The organism is Burkholderia cepacia ATCC 25416 (assembly GCF_001411495.1).
Lineage (GTDB): Bacteria > Pseudomonadota > Gammaproteobacteria > Burkholderiales > Burkholderiaceae > Burkholderia > Burkholderia cepacia.
The window spans coordinates 3,713,445-3,731,085 of record NZ_CP012981.1; the positions used below are offsets into that span (position 1 = coordinate 3,713,445).

General features: G+C 65.9%; 22 protein-coding genes and 2 tRNA genes. 10 read left to right on the forward strand and 14 right to left on the reverse strand.

The window, feature by feature from the left end; genetic code table 11:
• Positions 1-94 precede the first annotated feature (94 nt).
• Entirely contained in the window at positions 95-2,044 is a 1,950-nt protein-coding gene (locus tag APZ15_RS17155) for an ATP-binding cassette domain-containing protein (protein ID WP_027786783.1), read from the reverse strand.
• Positions 2,045-2,253: 209 nt separating this feature from the next.
• Positions 2,254-2,658 (reverse strand): DUF4399 domain-containing protein, encoded by a 405-nt coding sequence (locus tag APZ15_RS17160; RefSeq protein WP_027786782.1) that lies wholly within the window; start codon positions 2,656-2,658, stop codon positions 2,254-2,256.
• A gap of 200 nt (positions 2,659-2,858) precedes the next feature.
• Between APZ15_RS17160 and APZ15_RS17165 the strand changes: the two genes are divergently transcribed.
• Both APZ15_RS17165 and APZ15_RS17170 read left to right on the forward strand, forming a co-directional pair.
• Complete coding sequence (locus tag APZ15_RS17165) at positions 2,859-3,041, forward strand: rubredoxin (protein ID WP_006398668.1); 183 nt, start codon at positions 2,859-2,861, stop codon at positions 3,039-3,041.
• 150 nt (positions 3,042-3,191) lie between these two features.
• A tRNA-Arg gene (locus tag APZ15_RS17170) sits at positions 3,192-3,266 on the forward strand.
• A gap of 255 nt (positions 3,267-3,521) precedes the next feature.
• On the opposite strand, the gene APZ15_RS17175 is transcribed toward APZ15_RS17170, so the two are convergent.
• Positions 3,522-3,857: a hypothetical protein gene (locus tag APZ15_RS17175; protein WP_048025383.1), complete on the reverse strand. Its 336-nt coding sequence runs from the start codon at positions 3,855-3,857 to the stop codon at positions 3,522-3,524.
• 240 nt (positions 3,858-4,097) lie between these two features.
• Here APZ15_RS17175 and APZ15_RS17180 point away from each other — a divergent pair.
• Together APZ15_RS17180 and APZ15_RS17185 are read left to right on the forward strand one after the other, a co-directional pair.
• Positions 4,098-4,174: transfer RNA gene (locus APZ15_RS17180), tRNA-Met, on the forward strand.
• A 213-nt stretch (positions 4,175-4,387) separates the two neighbouring features.
• A complete protein-coding gene (locus tag APZ15_RS17185) occupies positions 4,388-4,720 on the forward strand; it encodes a hypothetical protein (protein ID WP_027786780.1) in 333 nt (110 codons plus the stop codon).
• Between the two features lie 52 nt (positions 4,721-4,772).
• Here the strand turns inward: APZ15_RS17185 and APZ15_RS17190 are convergent, their stop codons facing one another.
• On the reverse strand, positions 4,773-5,513 hold the full coding sequence (locus APZ15_RS17190) for an SDR family NAD(P)-dependent oxidoreductase (RefSeq protein WP_027786779.1): 741 nt from the start codon (positions 5,511-5,513) through the stop codon (positions 4,773-4,775).
• 115 nt (positions 5,514-5,628) lie between these two features.
• On the opposite strand from APZ15_RS17190, the gene APZ15_RS17195 reads away from it, so the two are divergent.
• Entirely contained in the window at positions 5,629-6,243 is a 615-nt protein-coding gene (locus APZ15_RS17195) for a TetR/AcrR family transcriptional regulator (RefSeq protein WP_021158525.1), read from the forward strand.
• 36 nt (positions 6,244-6,279) lie between these two features.
• Here the strand turns inward: APZ15_RS17195 and eco are convergent, their stop codons facing one another.
• On the reverse strand, positions 6,280-6,780 hold the full coding sequence (gene eco / locus APZ15_RS17200) for a serine protease inhibitor ecotin (protein WP_021158524.1): 501 nt from the start codon (positions 6,778-6,780) through the stop codon (positions 6,280-6,282).
• Between the two features lie 143 nt (positions 6,781-6,923).
• Here eco and APZ15_RS17205 point away from each other — a divergent pair, with 143 nt between their 5' ends.
• A complete protein-coding gene (locus tag APZ15_RS17205) occupies positions 6,924-7,229 on the forward strand; it encodes a hypothetical protein (protein WP_021158523.1) in 306 nt (101 codons plus the stop codon).
• A 215-nt stretch (positions 7,230-7,444) separates the two neighbouring features.
• Here APZ15_RS17205 and APZ15_RS17210 read toward each other — a convergent pair whose 3' ends face one another.
• Positions 7,445-7,846, reverse strand: coding sequence for a hypothetical protein (locus APZ15_RS17210; protein WP_021158522.1), 402 nt, complete (start codon positions 7,844-7,846; stop codon positions 7,445-7,447).
• A gap of 117 nt (positions 7,847-7,963) precedes the next feature.
• Between APZ15_RS17210 and APZ15_RS17215 the strand changes: the two genes are divergently transcribed.
• Both APZ15_RS17215 and APZ15_RS17220 read left to right on the forward strand, forming a co-directional pair.
• Positions 7,964-8,344 carry a DUF5594 family protein gene (locus APZ15_RS17215; protein ID WP_027786778.1) on the forward strand — a complete coding sequence of 127 codons (381 nt, stop codon included), beginning with the start codon at positions 7,964-7,966 and terminating at the stop codon, positions 8,342-8,344.
• Between the two features lie 159 nt (positions 8,345-8,503).
• Positions 8,504-9,871 (forward strand): MFS transporter, encoded by a 1,368-nt coding sequence (locus tag APZ15_RS17220; RefSeq protein ID WP_034195743.1) that lies wholly within the window; start codon positions 8,504-8,506, stop codon positions 9,869-9,871.
• Positions 9,872-9,895: 24 nt separating this feature from the next.
• Here the strand turns inward: APZ15_RS17220 and APZ15_RS17225 are convergent, their stop codons facing one another.
• From APZ15_RS17225 to APZ15_RS39425, 3 genes are all read right to left on the reverse strand, one after another.
• On the reverse strand, positions 9,896-10,489 hold the full coding sequence (locus APZ15_RS17225; protein WP_027786776.1) for an AAA family ATPase: 594 nt from the start codon (positions 10,487-10,489) through the stop codon (positions 9,896-9,898).
• A complete protein-coding gene (gene otsA, locus APZ15_RS17230) occupies positions 10,482-11,903 on the reverse strand; it encodes an alpha,alpha-trehalose-phosphate synthase (UDP-forming) (RefSeq protein WP_027786775.1) in 1,422 nt (473 codons plus the stop codon). Before otsA ends, APZ15_RS17225 begins: the two co-directional genes overlap by 8 nt.
• Before the next feature lie 141 nt (positions 11,904-12,044).
• A complete protein-coding gene (locus APZ15_RS39425; RefSeq protein ID WP_060063454.1) occupies positions 12,045-12,242 on the reverse strand; it encodes a hypothetical protein in 198 nt (65 codons plus the stop codon).
• A 288-nt stretch (positions 12,243-12,530) separates the two neighbouring features.
• Between APZ15_RS39425 and APZ15_RS17235 the strand changes: the two genes are divergently transcribed.
• Both APZ15_RS17235 and APZ15_RS17240 read left to right on the forward strand, forming a co-directional pair.
• A complete protein-coding gene (locus APZ15_RS17235; protein WP_027786774.1) occupies positions 12,531-13,082 on the forward strand; it encodes a hypothetical protein in 552 nt (183 codons plus the stop codon).
• On the forward strand, positions 13,079-13,573 hold the full coding sequence (locus APZ15_RS17240) for a hypothetical protein (RefSeq protein ID WP_027786773.1): 495 nt from the start codon (positions 13,079-13,081) through the stop codon (positions 13,571-13,573). The genes APZ15_RS17235 and APZ15_RS17240 overlap by 4 nt, the downstream gene beginning before the upstream one ends.
• Positions 13,574-13,642: 69 nt before the next feature.
• On the opposite strand, the gene APZ15_RS17245 is transcribed toward APZ15_RS17240, so the two are convergent.
• The 5 genes from APZ15_RS17245 to APZ15_RS17265 all read right to left on the reverse strand — a co-directional run bounded on the left by APZ15_RS17245 (position 13,643) and on the right by APZ15_RS17265 (position 17,593).
• Positions 13,643-14,332 carry a hypothetical protein gene (locus APZ15_RS17245; RefSeq protein WP_034195742.1) on the reverse strand — a complete coding sequence of 230 codons (690 nt, stop codon included), beginning with the start codon at positions 14,330-14,332 and terminating at the stop codon, positions 13,643-13,645.
• 66 nt (positions 14,333-14,398) lie between these two features.
• Positions 14,399-14,881 (reverse strand): tetratricopeptide repeat protein, encoded by a 483-nt coding sequence (locus APZ15_RS17250; protein ID WP_048028495.1) that lies wholly within the window; start codon positions 14,879-14,881, stop codon positions 14,399-14,401.
• Between the two features lie 64 nt (positions 14,882-14,945).
• Positions 14,946-15,416, reverse strand: a complete 471-nt coding sequence (locus APZ15_RS17255; protein WP_027786770.1) for a hypothetical protein — start codon at positions 15,414-15,416, stop codon at positions 14,946-14,948.
• 5 nt (positions 15,417-15,421) lie between these two features.
• Complete coding sequence (locus APZ15_RS39430) at positions 15,422-16,765, reverse strand: PAAR domain-containing protein (RefSeq protein ID WP_196487810.1); 1,344 nt, start codon at positions 16,763-16,765, stop codon at positions 15,422-15,424.
• A 12-nt stretch (positions 16,766-16,777) separates the two neighbouring features.
• Positions 16,778-17,593, reverse strand: coding sequence for a DcrB-related protein (locus APZ15_RS17265; RefSeq protein ID WP_027786769.1), 816 nt, complete (start codon positions 17,591-17,593; stop codon positions 16,778-16,780).
• Positions 17,594-17,641: the final 48 nt, after the last annotated feature.

Consider the following 17,641-nt stretch of genomic DNA (forward strand, 5'->3'; position numbering starts at 1 on the left):
TGCCCGGGACGCGCGGTATTTTACTGGTTCCGCGTGGCGCGCCAATCGCGCAATCGCGCGCGGCGGCCGCCGGCCGCGCGACGCGTCATGCGGATTACGCCGGCTTGCGCTTCGCCTCGAGCGTTTCCCACCGTTCGAGCGCCGCGAGCAATTCGTCGTCGATCGCCGCGAACCGCTCGGTCAGGCGCGTGCCTTCCTGCGGATCCTTCGCGAAGATCGAACCGTCTTCGAGCCGGGCATTGATCGTCCTCTGCTCCTCCTCGAGCGCGGCGATCTTCTCCGGCAGCGAATCGAGCTCGCGCTGCTCGTTGAACGACAGCTTCACCGTGCGCTGCGCATTGCGGCCCGCGGCGCTTTTTGCCGGCTCCTCCTTGACGGGCGCCGCTTCCTTCACCGCACGCTTCGCGGCTTCCTGCTGCGCGAGCTGATCCGCGCGCGCGCTCTGGATCTGCCAGTCTGTGAAGCCGCCGACATATTCACGCCACTTGCCGTCGCCCTCGGACGCGATCACCGACGTCACGACGTTGTCGAGGAACGCGCGATCGTGGCTGACGAGCAGCACCGTGCCGTCGTAGTCGGCCAGCAGCTCCTCGAGCAGTTCGAGCGTCGGGATGTCGAGGTCGTTGGTCGGTTCGTCGAGCACCAGCACGTTGGCCGGACGCGCGAACAGCCGCGCAAGCAGCAGCCGGTTGCGCTCGCCGCCCGACAGCGACTTCACCGGCGAACGCGCGCGCTCCGGCGCGAACAGGAAATCGCCGAGATAGCTCATCACGTGCTTGCGCACGCCGCCGATCTCGACCCATTCGCTGCCGGGGCTGATGGTATCCGCGAGGCTCTTTTCCTGGTCGAGCTGCGCGCGCATCTGGTCGAAATACGCGACCTGCAGGTTCGTGCCGGTGCGCACCGTGCCTTCGTCGGGCTTCAGTTCGCCGAGAATCAGCTTGAGCAGCGTCGTCTTGCCGGCGCCGTTCGGGCCGATGAAGCCGATCTTGTCGCCACGCATCACCGTCGTCGAGAAGCGATCGACGACCGTGCGGCCGCCGTAGCGCTTCGTCACGTCGGTCAGCTCCGCGACGATCTTGCCGGACTTCTCGCCCTGCGCGACGTCGAGCTTCACGTTGCCCTGCGAATTGCGGCGCTCCGCGCGCTCGTTGCGCATCTGCACGAGCCGCGCGATGCGGCCGACGCTGCGCGTGCGGCGCGCTTCGACCCCCTTGCGGATCCACACTTCCTCCTGCGCGAGCAGCTTGTCGAACTTCTCGTTTTCCACGCGCTCGACTTCGAGCTGCTGCGCCTTGCGCGTCTGGTACGCCGAGAAATTGCCCGGGTACGACAACAGCCGGCCGCGGTCGAGATCGACGATGCGCGTCGCGACGCGGTCGAGGAACGCGCGATCGTGCGTGATGAACAGCAGGCCCGCACGCTGCGCGACGAGCAGCTCTTCCAGCCAGCGGATGCCGTCGAAGTCGAGGTGGTTGGTCGGTTCGTCGAGCAGCAGCACGTCAGGCTGCAGCACCAGCGCGCGCGCCAGCGCGACCCGCTTCTGCATCCCGCCCGACAGCGCGTCGACGCGCGCGTCGACGTCCGCCAGGCCGATCTGCGCGAGCGTCATCGACACGCGCGTGCGCCAGTTCCACGCGTCGTGCGCGTCGAGCGACGACTGCAGCGCGTTCATTCGCGCGAGCAACGCATCGTGTTCGGCGCCTTCGGGCGTATCCGCGAGGCGGTGCGCGATCGAGTCGTATTCTTCGAGCACTTCACGCGTGTGCGCGAGCCCCGACGCGACCGCATCGAACACCGTCGCACCCGGCTCGAATTCGGGCTCCTGGGGCACATAGACGGTCACGAGCTCCTGCTGGCGCGTGACCAGCCCGTCGTCGGGCTTCGCGAGCCCGGCGACGATCTTCAGCAGCGACGACTTGCCCGCGCCGTTGCGGCCGATCAGGCCGACGCGCTCGCCGGCTTCCAGCGAGAAATCCGCGTGATCGAGCAACGCGACGTGACCGAACGCGAGCTGCGCGCCGGTAATGGAATAGAGCGACATGGGGAGACGGCGAAGAGAGAAATCGGAAGCGCCCATTGTACCGGTCGCGGGCGCCGGCACCGGTATGGCCGGACGGATAAGGTGCAGGACCGCTCGCGCGGGCCGGTTGCCGGAGGTCGAGTGCCGCGCGTGCGGCGGGCACCCGCGCCCGCTGGCGCGGGCTCACTCCGTCGCGAGGACGGCACGGCCGCCCTCGCGGATATGCGTGCTTACTTGACGTTCACGGAGATCGTCGAGCTCATTTCGGGACCGTACGAGCGGTGCGCGCCGTCGCCAAACTGCAGCGTCAGCGTGTGCTGGCCGGGCGGCAGCCTGAGCTCGGTTTCGGTCTGCGCCTTGCCGAAGTGCAGCGAACGTTCGCCAGCGGGAATCACGTCGCCCTTCGGAATCGGCCGGCCGTCGATCAGCAGATGATGATGGCCGGTATCCGGCGTCATGTCGCCGGCGGGCCGAAGCGCCATCCCTTCGAGCCCGAACTTCACGAGCACCGGATTCGACACCGTCGCGCCGTCTCTCGGCGCTTCGAAAAACACGCGCGCCTCGGCCCGCGCGACCGTCGACACGGCCATCGCCGCCACGCATACCGCACTCGCGATCCACTTTTTGTTCAGCATCGCATTCTCCTTATGGTTGGACAGCCCGGGAAGCATACACCGCACGTACGGCATGCGTGTTCCGGTTGCGTTGTTCGCGATGCGTACGTTTAAAACGACGTTGCGGAGCCGTTCGGCGAAATTCCGGTACCATTGCGCCTTTCGTCCGCCGGCCAGGCCGCGGACGGCATCACCGGATTTCCATTTTTACCGAGCGCCACATGAGCGAAGTCACCGAATACCAGAGCTGGGTCTGCCTGATTTGCGGGTGGGTCTACAACGAAGCGGAAGGGCTGCCCGACGAAGGCATCGCACCCGGCACCCGTTTCGCCGACATTCCCGCCGACTGGCGCTGCCCGCTGTGCGACGTGGGCAAGGAAGATTTTGTTGTCGTCGATTTCTGATTCGACGATGTTCTGATCGCGGCTGATTGCGCGATCGCGCGCGTCGGCGTGCATTCCACCCCGCCGACGCGCCGCGCGTTTGCTATACTCTGCGCGCTGTCCACACTGCCGTCCGGTTCGCGTTTTTTGTGCGAGCACCCGGACATGGCGCTCCCCGTAGTTCAATGGATAGAACAAGCGCCTCCTAAGCGCTAGATACAGGTTCGATTCCTGTCGGGGGGACCAGCCAAGCTCTCAGCCATCCCCCGGATTCACAAGAATCTCCCCGCTTCGCCCCCGTCTGGCGCCACTCTGCCTCCCAGCCGTACCCGAGACTCTTGCGATTTTCGTTGGTATCAGCAGATACCAACCACACCTCTCACGGACGCGCAGTTATCGCGTCAGCTCGCTAACGCATCAACACTGGCCGCGCCCCAACTCGCCCTTTCCGCCCCACCGCCGGCGACGGGCGAGGCGCGACGATGTTGGACTGCCGCCAGCTTACTCGTCGAACGGCCCGGCTTCGAACGTAGCCACTCCGTCGGCATACTCTCGCACCCATATATCGCGGTGATCCTCGCCGGAGCCCTTTACCGCGAACGACGCGTTCGGCAGGCATGAAGCCAACTTGTCGAACAGCATGACGATCGCCATGCTGTTCAGAAAGAAGAGAGTTGACGTTGGTAGAGCCGAACCACATGCTTCGGTGAGGTTGGTCAATACGTCGTGGCTTAGCGAATATTCGTCAAGAAACCTCAAGAGTTCCTCACGGACACTGGCAACATTCAACGGCTCACCATCGAACGGATGAACCGAAACCTGAGTGTGAAAGCTCATTCGAACCTACTCCATTATTTTTTTCATTCAAATACGGCTCTTCACGGTGTGCGGAGCGAATCGTGATTTTTGACGATCTACCGACCGTTGTCGATCGGCCAAGTTTGGCCTTTCGTGGGCAGCTCACCCTTCTGTGCGGCCTTCACGATGCGTGCCGAGCCTGCCGGTGAACCACGGCTTCCATTCGACACAAATCAAAGATCGTTTGACTCTCGGCATCAGCCCAAGTACACTTCGCGCCGCGGGGTGGAGCAGTCTGGCAGCTCGTCGGGCTCATAACCCGAAGGTCGTAGGTTCAAATCCTACCCCCGCAACCAATACCGAAGCCCGCTTTGCGAAAGCAAGCGGGCTTTTTGCTTTCCGCATGCACTGCTGCGTGCGCACCGCCTGGCCGGCATCGCCGACAAACTGCGGAACATTCAGCCGCCGGCACCACCTGCGACACACGATCGCATCTTGCCCGATCGCCGCAGCCTCACGTCAGACATTGCGTAGAATTCCGAACCTTCTTCAGCATCCGGACTTCCGTAATGATTCGAACGATCGCGGCACTCGCCGCGCTTTCCGCGATTACCGGCACGGCGAACGCCGCCGACACTATCACCGCGCCCGCGAAGCGGCGCTATGTCAGCCCCGGCATCGCCAACGTCGCGAACGCAGCGGCACCGCGCCCGGAAAAAACCTCCTCCGACTCACGCTGCCGTGAACTGGCTGCCGGCATCGACGCCGTGACGCACACCCCCGACCGCGGCCAGAAGGTCGTGCGCAGGATGGGCCCGGACGGCAAGCTGCGCAACGAACTGCGCGCTTACGACAAGCGCGCCGATCTCGAAGCCGAGCATCAACGGCTCGGCTGCCGATAACGAACGCAACGCCGCCCGGTCAACTCACACCGGGCGTCCCGCCATCACGCGATCACGCGTTCGCGCCGCCGTCGATCGTCAACCCGGTCCCGTTGATCGACCGCCCTTCCGGCCCGACGACGAACGCGACGAGCGCCGCGACGTCGTCGGCCTTGCCGTACTGCGGGATCGCCATCCGCGAACGCTGCGCGCCGGCGTGTTCGCCGTCGGCCGGGTTCATGTCGGTATCCGTCGACCCCGGATGCACGATGTTGACCGTGATGCCGCGCGGGCCCAGATCGCGCGCGAGCCCCTGAGTCCAGCCGATCAGCGCGGCCTTGCTCGCCGCATAGAGGCTCATCCCCGCATCGGGCACGCGCGTGGCGAGGCAACTGCCGGTCGACACGATGCGCCCGCCCTCGCCGAGATGCCGCGCCGCCGCCTGCGACGCGACGATCACCGCGCGCACGTTCACGTTCAGCGTCGCGTCGATATCGTCGAGCGTGAGATCGTCCAGCCCGCCGGCCCGGAAAATCCCCGCGTTGTTGACGAGGATGTCGAGACCGCCGAACGCCTCCGCGGCACGATCCACTGCGTCGCGCACGGCCACCGGATCGGCGCTGTCGGCCTGGATCGCGACGGCGCGCCGGCCCAGCGCCTCGATGCCGGCAACGACGGCCTGCGCCCGCTCGGCCGATTTCTCGTAGGTAATCGCGACGTCCGCGCCGTCGGCCGCCAGCCGTTTCGCGATCGCCGCACCGATGCCGCGGCTGCCGCCCGTGATGAGTGCACGCTTGCCCTGAAGTCGATTCATGTCGGTTCCTTTCCTCATTTATGTAACGACCGGCACAGAATGTGGCAAGTTGCGCGGCACAGTCAATTGATTTATTTTATCGATCGACACAGATATCGACGAAGGAACGGACGCAATGGCTGAACGGGGCCGACCGAGGAGCTTCGACAAGGAAGCGGCGCTGGAACGCGCGATGGAGGTGTTCTGGCGCCTCGGCTACGAGGGCGCGTCGATGACCGACCTGACGGCCGCGATGGGCATCGCATCGCCGAGCCTGTATGCGGCGTTCGGCAGCAAGGAAGCATTGTTCCGGCAGGCGCTCGAGCACTACCGCGCAACGGAGGGAAAAGAAATCTGGGGGGGCGTCGAGGAGGCCGGCAGCGCACACGACGCCGTGCGGAACTACCTGATGGATACCGCACGCGTGTTCACGCGGCGGTCGAAGCCGGCTGGCTGCCTGGTCGTGCTGTCGGCGCTGCATCCGGCCGAGCGCTCCGATACGGTTCGGCAAACGCTGATCGCGATGCGCGAGGGCACGGTCGAGAGCCTGCGCGAACGCCTCAGGCAAGGTGTCGCGACCGGCGAGATCTCGGCGCACGCGAACCTCGACGCGATCGCGCGGTACTACGTAACCGTCCAGCAGGGGATGTCGATCCAGGCCCGCGATGGTGCGAGCCGTCGCGATCTCGAGGCCGTCGCGATGGCTGCGCTGGCCGCATGGCCAGCGCTCGTCGGTATGGGCGGCGCGTAGCGGCAGGACTCCGCCGCGCACGGCCGCACCCGCGCGTTACTGCCTTTCAGCGTGCTGCACGTCCTTCGACGCATGCCACACGCGATAGCGCACCTCGAAACCGTCCGGCACATAGACGACGAGCGGCAGGCGGCTGTTGTAGCGCAGCAGCTGGCCATCGCCGCGCACCTGCACGAACCGCTGCTGCGGCGCCTGGCCCGGGCACGCCATCAGCGTCGACGCCGGGCCCTTCACGTCGGTGAGCTGGTAGTACGTATAGCCCCAGCCCTTCACGTCCTCGGCGGTCAGCTCGCCGCCGAACCACTGCTGGTTGCAGTCGGTCTGCAACGTCTTGCCGATCATCAGTTCGACGCGCGCATCGCCTTCGTTCTCGAGCGCGGGCAGCGCGATCACGACGCGCTGCTGGCCGGCCGCTGCCTGCGGAAACATCTTGATCGACTCGGCCGGCACGGCGGGCGCCGATGCAGGCGCGGCCACGCAGGCGGCGGCAGTCGTCACGCACAAGGCGGCCAGCGCGGCCCGGATCGCGAATTTCATCGAGGTACTCCTGGAAAACAAATGAGCTCCGGATGCTAACACTTTCGTCGCATGACCTTACGGCGCTGTAATTTGACGACACAATTGCAAACAGCTGGCAATCCCCTTGCGCGGTACTTATACGGGAACCAACGGAGAACATCATGCTGAAGCTCATTGCTGCCGCCGGCGTCGCGACCTTGCTGGCCGGCTGCGTCGTCGCCCCGGACGCCGGATACGGCTACGGCCAGCCCTACTATTCCGACCCGGGCTACGCCTACGCGCCGTCCCCCGTGTACGGCACGGTCAACATCTGGGGCGGTGGCGGCGGACGCGACTGGGATCGCGGCCGGCGCGACTACCATCGCTGGGACGGCGATCGCGGCAACCGCGGCAACGGCTGGGGGCACGGCGGCGGACGCCGAGGCGACTGGAACGATGGCGGCGGAGGCGGCGGCCATCGCCACTGACGCACAATTGCAACCGTTTGTATCCGCGCACGGCCCGCCGATGAGCGGTCGTGCCGGTCTTGCCGGTCGTGCGTTACGCAGACGAACGGACTCCCGCGCAAAAGACAAAGGCCCTCGCACGAAGCGAGGGCCTTTTGTCGTCCGGTGCGGCAAAGCGAACGTCGGCGACGCAGGTCGCCCGGCACCGACCGTTCACGCGTCACGCATCCGCTCGCTTACCACCCGGCCGGCTGCGCGTAGCCGCCCCGCACCGGCGCGCCGCACACGTACGCGCGCTGGTAGCGGTCGTAGCAATAGTTCGGGCCGTCGTCCTGATACTGCGCCTGCTGGTAGGTCGGATAGGCAGGCTGCTGGTACGCGGGTGCCTGGTAGTACGTCGGCGGCTGATAGGCCGGTGCCTGGTACACGGGCGCCTGATACGCGACGGGCGGATTCATCGCGGACGTCACGATCGCGCCCAGCACCGCGCCGCCGATCAATGCGCCGATGACAGCGCCGCCGTCGCGGCCATGCGCGGACGCCGGACCCGCCACGGCAAGCGAACCGGCGAGGACACACACTGCGGCAATTTTTTTCATGATGGGCTCCCACGCGAAGTGGTACTGGATGCGATGCATTGTGGCGGCAGGCGGCCGTAATAGATGCAGCAAGTGGTAACGCGCGATTACCGCTATCACGCACACCGAAACGCGGCGCCGCCATGCTAGGATTTTCGGCATACAGGAGACGCCTTCATGCAGCCCGAAACCGCCCGCCGTTTCGATACAGAATTCGCCCCGCGCATCGCACAGGCGATCGCCGCCTTCTTCGCCGATCACGTGCTGACCGACGTCGTCCCGTATGGCGGCCACGGGCATCCGACGCGCGTGCAGATCCGCAGCGCGCCGCACGAGCATGTCAGCGGCTTCGAGCATCCGCTGAATCTCGAACTGACCTGGGACACCGACGAAATCGAGCGGCTGATGGAGCCGGACGGCCCGCGGCACTTCGAGCACTACCTGGCCGCCCTCCCGAAAAAACTGGGCGCATGGCAGGGCGCGCGCGACATCGATCTCCTGTCGCGCACGCAGGCCGACCCGCTCGTGCGGCTCGGCGGCCTCGACTTCGAAGGCTGAGTGCCGACGTCGCGCCATGCGGCCCGGTGATACACTCGGCCGGCCACGCCCCGGTGCAGTTGCGCCGGCCGGGCCGCTCATCGCCGCCTCCACCCTTCCGCATGGTTGCGCACGCAACCGGCAGCCGGGCGCGCGGACAACCACGCATCTGCTCCCGCCATGAACGCCGATACCGGCCTGCCGCTTCCGCAACGCTACTGGGCGATCCTCTGCGTCGCACTGGGCATCACGCTCGCCGTGCTCGACGGCGCTATTGCAAACGTCGCGCTGCCGACGATCGCGCGCGACCTGCACGCGTCCGACGCCGCATCGATCTGGATCGTCAACGCATACCAGCTCGCGGTCACGATCACGCTGCTGCCGCTCGCCTCGCTCGGCGAGCGCATCGGCTATCGCCGCATCTACGTCGCGGGGCTCGCGCTGTTCACCGCGGCGTCGCTCGGCTGCGCGCTCGCCGGCTCGCTGCCGATGCTGGCCGTGATGCGCGTGATCCAGGGTTTCGGCGCGGCCGGCATCATGAGCGTCAACGCGGCGCTCGTGCGGATGATCTACCCGTCGTCGATGCTCGGGCGCGGGCTGTCGATCAACGCGATGGTCGTGGCGCTGTCGTCGGCGATCGGGCCGACGGTCGCGTCCGCGATCCTGTCGTTCGCATCGTGGCCGTGGCTCTTCGCGGTCAACGTGCCGATCGGCATCGCCGCGGTGATCGGCAGCCTGCGCGCGCTGCCGTCCAACCCGCTGCACGATGCGCCGTACGATTTCCCGAGCGCGCTGATGAACGCGTGCGTGTTCGGCCTGCTGATCACGGCGGTCGACGGGCTCGGCCACGGCGAAGGCCATGCGTACGTCGCGGCCGAACTGGCCGTCGCGTTCGTCGTCGGCTACTTCTTCGTGAAGCGCCAGCTGTCGCAGCCGGCGCCGCTGCTGCCCGTCGACCTGATGCGCATCCCGATGTTCGCGCTGTCGATCTATACGTCGATGGCGTCGTTCACGTCGCAGATGCTCGCGTTCGTCGCGCTGCCGTTCTGGCTGCAGCACTCGCTCGGTTTCTCGCAGGTCGAGACGGGCCTCTACATGACGCCCTGGCCGCTCGTGATCGTGTTCGCCGCGCCGCTCGCGGGCGTGCTGTCGGATCGCTATTCGGCGGGCATCCTCGGCGGGATCGGGCTCGCCCTGTTCGCGGCCGGGCTGCTGTCGCTCGCGACGATCGGCGCGCACCCGGGCACCGTCGACATCGTGTGGCGGATGGCGCTGTGCGGTGCGGGCTTCGGGTTGTTCCAGTCGCCGAACAACCGCGCGATGCTGTCGTCGGCGCCGCGCGAACGCAGCGGTGGCGCGGGTGGCATGCTGAGCACCGCGCGGCTGACCGGGCAGACGCTCGGCGCCGCGCTCGTCGCATTGATTTTCGGGCTCGTCCCCGATCGCGGGCCGACGATTGCGCTCTATGTCGCCGCGGCATTCGCGGCGGTGGCCGCGCTCGTCAGCATGCTGCGCATCGCGTCGCCGCGACCGGACGCGGCAACCTGATACCGTCGCGCGCCGCCCCGCGCGTCATTCGGCGTCGAGCGCGTCCATCACGAAACGCACGCGCGCCTGCACGCTCTCGCGCGGCAGTTCGATCAGCCGATAGCCGTACGACGTGTAGCACGCGACCATCGCGTCGTAGGTGCGCACGGCTTCCGCGAAATCCTGCCGGCGCTCGGTGTCCTGCGCATAGATGTCCGGCCACGGCGGCGCGATGAACACGCGCGGGTCATAGCGGAAACGGTTGGCCGCGGCCTCCGCATGCGCGGGCACGGCCAGCCCCGTCAGCCGCAGATAGCCGATCACGTCCGGCACGCCGCGATCGAAGAACACGGGCCCGCGCGCATGCCGCGCGAGATCGTACGAGCGCATCTCCCAGCTCAGCATCAGCTCGGCAAACGCGGCCGGGTCGCGCCACGGCAACGCGTGACCGTCGATCGCCATCTGGTCGCGGATCACGCCCCGCCCGGCTTCCTGCGAGCGCGCGTAACCGGCGCGCTCGAGCGCATCGAGCAGCGTGCTCTTGCCCGAACCCGGGCCACCGGTCACGACGAAGAAGCGGCGGATGGCGTCGTCGCTCGTGTCGTCGGCGGCGCCGCGCCCCTGTACGACCTCACGCATGCACGACCCGCCGGCCCGCGCGCCGCGTGACCGACGCGGCGGCCGCGACACTGCGCAAGTCGGCGACGAACGTATCGCGCCAGACCGACAGGTCGTTTCCGCGCAGCCGCGCGAGGTTCTCCTCGTGGCGCGCCTGCCGCTCCGCGAGCGGCATCGACAGCGCGCGCTCGAGCGCCTCGGCCATCTGCGACAGGTCGTACGGATTGACGAGGAGCGCGCCGGTCAGCTCGGCCGCCGCGCCCGCGAACTCCGACAGCACGAGCACGCCCGGATCGGCCGGATCCTGCGATGCCACGTACTCCTTCGCGACGAGGTTCATCCCGTCGCGCAACGGCGTCACATAGCCGACCTGCGACATCCGGAAGAACGCCATCAGCAGGTTGCGCTCGTACTTGCGGTTCAGGTACTGGATCGGCGTCCAGTCGAGCTGCGAGAAGCGGCCGTTGATGCGGCCGGCCTCGCCTTCGAGCGTTTCACGAATGTCCTGATAGGTCTGCACGTCGGAACGCGTCGGCGGCGCGATCTGCAGGAGCGACACGCGCCCCTGCCAGCCCGGCGCGTTCGCGAGCATCCGCTCGAACGCCTGGAAGCGCTCGACGAGCCCCTTCGAATAATCGAGGCGGTCGACGCTCATCACCAGCTTGCGGCCGTCGAGCGCCTCGCGCAGCATCTTCACCGGCTTGCGCGCGCCGTACTGGACGGCCGCCTGCGCGATCGCGTCGGGATAAACGCCGATCGGATAGGCGGCGACCTTCACGACACGCCCGTGCGCATGCAGCATCCCGTCGTCGCTCGCCGCACCGATGCCGCGCCGCTCGATGTAGTCGGTGAACGCCTGCTTGTCGGCCTCGGTCTGGAAGCCCGCGACGTCGTATGCGCACATGAATTTCACGAGTTCCTCGTGCGGCGGCACGAGACGCAGCATGTCGGGCGACGGAAACGGGATGTGCAGGAAGAAGCCGATCGGATTCTTCACGCCGAGTTCGCGCAGGTAATGCGCGAACGGCAGCAGGTGATAGTCGTGCACCCAGATCAGGTCGTCGGGACGCAGCAAAGCGGCAAGCTGCTTCGCCAGCATCGCGTTCACGCGCAGATAGCCCGCGTACTCCTGGCGGTCGAAGCGCGCGAGATCGCCGCGGTAATGGAACACCGGCCACAGCGTCGCGTTCGAGAAGCCGCGGTAATACTGGTCGTAGTCGCGCCGGGTCAGCCCGACCGTCGCATAGGTCACGTTGCCGTCCCGCTGGATCGCCGGCGCGGTGTCGGGTGCGCCGACGATCTCGCCATTCCAGCCGAACCAGACACCGCCCGTTTCCTTCAGCGCGTCCATCACGCCGACCGCCAGGCCGCCGGCGCTCGGGCGCGTGTCCTCGCCGGCGGCGACACGGTTCGATACCACGATCAATCTGCTCATGCGGCTTTCCCTCCTCGATTCGATGGGCTGGCGCGCGGCGCGCGCCAAGGCTGGCACGGCTGCCCGAAGGCGGCCGTGCGGCGATTCAGACGTGAGAAATGCAGGTGTGAAAGGCAGCGGCGGAATACGACGGCAACGACATCAGGCGTCCTGCTCCTGACCGAGATCCCGCTGATAGTCGAGCCCTTCCGGGCGGGCACCGCCCTGGTTGTGATCGCCGTCGGACGGCGTCTCGCCGGGCGCGCCGGCAGGCGGTGCCGATGGCGCGTCGGTCTGCGAATGCGGGCGGACCGCCCCTGCGTCGGGCGGCCGGGGCGAAAACCGTTTCGAACGTCGCATGGCCGGGTGTCTCATGTGCGGCGCGGCCCGAGGCCGTCGTAGAAACATTCCATAACTGAAAAGTCTAGGTCGCTTCCTTGCACGCCAAAGTAACAATTACCTTCAATTTGTAACGTTTCGACCCCTCACGATCCACCTGTCCGACAATAACGCCGCGCGTACGCGCGCGGAATGCCGTCCGGCGATTTGTCAAAGCTTTGCAGTTTTCCTATGACAATTGCGAAACAATGACGCGGCATGAGGGCGCGCACGCGTTGCCGCTCACCCAGACAGGACTTGCACTCAGGGATGAACATTCGTTTCGAATCGCCGCGCCGGGCCATTCCGGCGCGCGTCGTGCTGGCCGCGATCGCCACGGCCGCACTGCTGTCCGGCTGCAACTCGCTGTACAGCGAGGGCGCGACAGCCGGCGCCGGTATCGCGGGTGCCGCGATCGCCTCCAAGGTCACCAACAACGCCGCCGTCGCGACCGGCATCGGCCTCGGCGCCGTCGCCGGTGCGCGTGCGGGCGTCCAGTACTCGCAGCGCGTCGCACACCGTTACACACAGGAACAGATCGCGAAGGCGGCCGGCCCGCTCGACGTGGGCGGCGTCGCGCCGTGGTCGACGCACCACTCGTTCCCGATCGAGGACGACGAACAGGGTCGCGTGACGGTCAGCCGGATGATCAGCATCGGCCCGCTCGACTGCAAGGAAATCGTGTTCGCGGTCGACACGCCCGCAAAGGCCGACAAGGCCGCGCAATCGGCGTTCTACGTCGCCACGATCTGCCGCGACGGCCCCGTGTGGAAATGGGCGTCGGCGGAACCGGCGACCGAACGCTGGGGCTCGCTGCAATGAGCGTCGCGATCCGTATCGCGGCCGTCGGCGCGCTGTGCGCGGCGGCGGCCACGCTGTCGGGCTGCGGGTCGGTCGGCGCGGCGAGCGGCGCGCTTGCCGGTGCGGCGACGGGCCTCGTCACCGCGAACCCGGCGGTCGGCGTCGGCGTCGGGATCGCCGTGCAGGCCGCGACCGACGAAGCCGTGAACCGCACGATGAAACAACTCCATCAGAATCAGCAGGACGCGATCGCGAAGACGGCCGGCAGTCTCGCCGTCGGCGAAGTGAAGCCGTGGAAGGTGAAGAACACGCTGCCGCTCGAAAACGGCGAAGGCGAAGTGCGCGTCACGCGCGCGTACTCGTCGGCGCTCGCGCTGTGCAAGGAATTCGCGTTTTCGGTGAAGGACGGCGACAAGGCCGACTGGTATTTCGCGAATGCGTGCCAGCAAGGCACGCACTGGAAGTGGGCGTCGGCGGAGCCGGCCGTCGATCGGTGGGGGAATTTGCAGTAGCGGTGCGGTGTGCGGCGCGTCGGTCAATCAATGCGCGTCGCTCATCGGACACACTGGTGGTCCGGGCGATCAGATCGACGCGCCTGTACGTCGATTGAACGCAGCCCGCATGATATCCGGGGCGATCATTTCCATTCGACTCAGTTCGGCAAGCACCGCCGCAAGCATGCCATCGACATCAGGATCCACCGCCCTCATGTGCTTCAACACTGCGGGCCGAAAGGCTTCGTCTTCGTTGATACCCGACTCCCCCGTCTGGCGTCGCGCACGATACAGCACGCCCACCCAATAACGAGTGCGCTCGATTGCGCTCCATCCCGCATACGTATTCGGGAACTTTGCTCGTTCGATTGCCTGCCGAACGACCGGCTCGGGCTCGTCCAGAAACGGCACAAAGAACATCTGTTCGCCGACGGCAAGCTTCGACGACGTCACCGGATCGTGTGCGGTATAGGTTTCATAGCGAACGTCGGTATCGGCCTCGAGCCTATTGCCTACGTGCACGCGGATCCCGTCTTGCAGCACCATCTGACGCTCCGGCGGAAATTGCGCTTCGCGCTCGCCGCGCGACAGTAGACGTCCTAGCCTCGGGGAAAACTCGATTTCGTGCTGACGACCGATTCGCGCGTCGACATACCAAACGATGACGGTTTGCGACTCCGCATTCTCGAACGCCGTCAGAAAATCAGTCTCTGAGATCAATGCTGCCAACGAGGAAGGCAGCACGGAATACGGCAAGCTGTCCCGCTTCAACATCATTACTCCCTCAATTCGCCCGGACTCTTCCGGGCCGGGTACCGCACACTTCACATCCGGAGGCAGCCGTTACAGACGCGCGCGAAGCTGCGCCACCCTTTCCTTGATCTTCGCGGACAGCGCATCGTCCGGGTCGTAAGTCAGGCACCGCTCGAGATCGGCGATCGACGCGTTGATATCACCCAGCGTCTCGTATGCCCTGGCGCGATTGAAATAGACGAAAGGCTGGTCGGGATTGAGCTTCAGCGCCTTGTCGAAGTAATCGAGCGACTTCTGGTAGGCGCCGCCTTCGAGGTAAATCGTCGCGAGCGTGCAATACGCCGACGGATCCGTGTAGCCCAGCTCGATGGCCCGGTTCAGATCGTTCAGCGCGAGCGCTGTCTTCTTGATCATCGCGAAGGTCGTGCCGCGATCGGCATACGTCGCCGCGTCTTCCGGCGCCACCTTCAGGATGTCGCCGTACAGTCCGAGCGCATCCTCGATGCGCCCCTGCGACACGAATCCGCGTGCCCGCATGCGCATCGGTGAAAAATCGGGGTTCTTATCGGTCATTCAATTCAGCTCCAAAAACTTCGCACGCGCATTATCCGCTTCGCTGTCCGGAAGCCGCCCCGGCTCAGCGAACCGCTTTCTCGATGAGCCCTTTCAGGTAGTTCTCGAGCGCACCGAACCTGACAATCGATGCGTTTCGCCTGGTTGGATGAGGAGCCGCCGCAGCTTTCACGGCTTCCGGCAGATCGTCCCTCAACCACAACTCGGGAATCTGTAATCGGGCGTACGATTCACCGTCAATTTCCTCCAGAACCATGTGGCCGCGCCATGGATATTCGTTAAACACACCGGACACCTGATGCACGAAGAGCAACGCCCGCTCCCCGATCTGGAGCGGTACGTTCCCCCACGTCGCAGGCCCGCTGTAAAACTCGAACTCCGTTCCGAGACGATCCGGCGTGATGCCCTTCCCGCAGGAATAGATCTGCTCGATTTTTGCGCGAAAAACGTGCGGACTCGGCGAATCGATGACGGACACGACCACCAGATCGTGCATACCAGCAGCGACAGAATAGAGGCTCTCTGACATGTTCATAAGATTTAATTCCCTGGCATCCAAGGCGTACCCACTTTCTCGAGCTCCGGCATGTAGTTCTGCAATTTCCCTGTCCCTTCGGGAATGGGAATGCCGAGGCGACCTGGAAACGTCGCGCAGTTATAGTTGTTTTCCGGCCATTCGCCAGACTTGGGTGGCCATTGATACCGAATGTCATCCATCGGCCCGCGCGCAACCAGTTCCTCGTGCGCCGCCAGTATCGATTCGTACTGCTCCTGCGTGACCGGTATCTTTTGCTCGTACACGGTCTGTAGCGCTCCGCCACCGCCACGGGCAGCCATCGGATTTTTCGCGATCGCGATGAATGCATCTTGATCCGCGGTAATCATCCCGGGGTAGCTGCCCGATCCTTTCAGATTAGCAAACACTTCCGCCGCGCTCGCATCGCCCGTTGCAGGGCCAAAGCCCCATATCGTCTTGCCGCCGTCCAGCGAATACCCGACGTGGCCAGTGTACTGATACGGATGCATCCCGCCTTCGACATCGGACACCCGCCCGCCACCACGCACACCGAACAGTGAAATCGTCGGCTGCTCCGTCGCCCCTGCGGCACCTTCGGCTGCTTCCAGCGCCGACAGTTCGCCAGCTGCAGAGCCCGCTCCCCTCGCCCCGCTGACGAGCCCGGCGCCCTTCGCCGCCCCGAACCCGCCCAGCAAGCTTCCTCCAAGCATCGACCACTTCTGCCCGTCCGAACCCTCGCCGAAAATCTTTCCGCCCAGCCAGCCGCCAACTTCGCCGCCGAGAAAGCCGCCGGCCGCGCCGAGAAACGCCAGCGCCGGCCCTGCAAGAACGGCCGCGGCAGCAATGCCCACCGCAGCCATCGTCCAGTTCACCCACGCCGGGATCTCGGGATTGAACTCCCCGACTGCCGGGCCACCGATGAACACGTTCGGCGATCCGTCGTTGATCAACGCGCCGCACATCATCCGGTCTTCCTTGCGGCTCGCCGGCTGGCTGTTGATGAACACCGTCGACGAACCCTGCGCGACCACCTGCGGCGGACCCGCGTGGTCGCTGCACAGCCCGAGGCTCAAAATGGCCCGTATCGCCGGGCGACTGTTGATGAAGACGTTGGGCGAGCCCTTTATCAGGCTTCCGGTGACGTGCCGCGGCGCCCACGACATCGTGCCCAGCACTTCGCCCAGTCCGCCGCCAGCGGCAGCCCCTGCGGCGACCGCGGCAATCACCGTCAACGCCGCACCGCCGGTTGCGACCACCGCCACGGCGCCAATCACCGCGCCGGCAATCATCCCGGCGATCATCCACCCCTTGGACGCCGTATGCGCAATCGGATCGCCGAACCGCGCAGCAGCAAGCAATGTATCCACGCAGGTTCCCCGTCAGCCCGCGTTCGCAACCGCGGTCAGATAAGCCCGTACGGCCTCGACGTTCTGCATGCCGACCATGCCTTTCACCGCCGCCACGTCACCCAGCCGGTCACCGAGCGACGCGTGCTCGCGCGAATCCGTCGTCCATAGCGCGAATTGACGGCCATCCACGGCTCGCCACGCCGGTTGCCCGTGCGGCGCAGGCTGCAGCGCAAGCGGCTCGCCGCCAGGGCCGAAGAACGCGGTGTCTTCGAACATTTCCGTGACGTCGTGGCGGTACAGTTCGGCCATGCCGGTGAGCGCGTACAGCGTCGCACTCGGCTCGTGCAGCACGAACACGATGCCGGCCTCGTCCTGGCCGAGCACCCTCGGCGCGAAGGCCGCCCGCTCGGGCCGCGTCAACACGACACTCGCGAGCAGGCTCTTGTATTCCTTGCTCTTGTCCTCCGTGAACGACTTCGGACAGGTACCGATGAAACTGATCGCCATGCGCTCGCGCCCCGCTTTCGGCGACATCACGACCGTCTGGCGCTGATGCAGCGCCGAGCCTTCCGACACCCACTGGTAATCGATTTCGCGCGCGGTTTCGCCGTCGATTTCGCGGTTTTCCAGATGCTTCAATTCGAAACGCGGCAGTGACTTGCGCATCTCCGAAACCAATCGCGTCACGAACGTATCGACCGTGTCGTCCGGCTCCATCGGCGCGCGCGACACCACGAAGGTAAATCCGCTGCTTCCTGCTTCGTCTACCGTGAACAGGTGGATCGTCTTGTCTTTGAAGTGCGCCGGCAACTGAATGACGGCATCGTTCATCTGATATTCGGACATGCTCTTCTCGGTTCGGCCCGCCCGTCGGGGCAGGCGCCGGATTGAAAC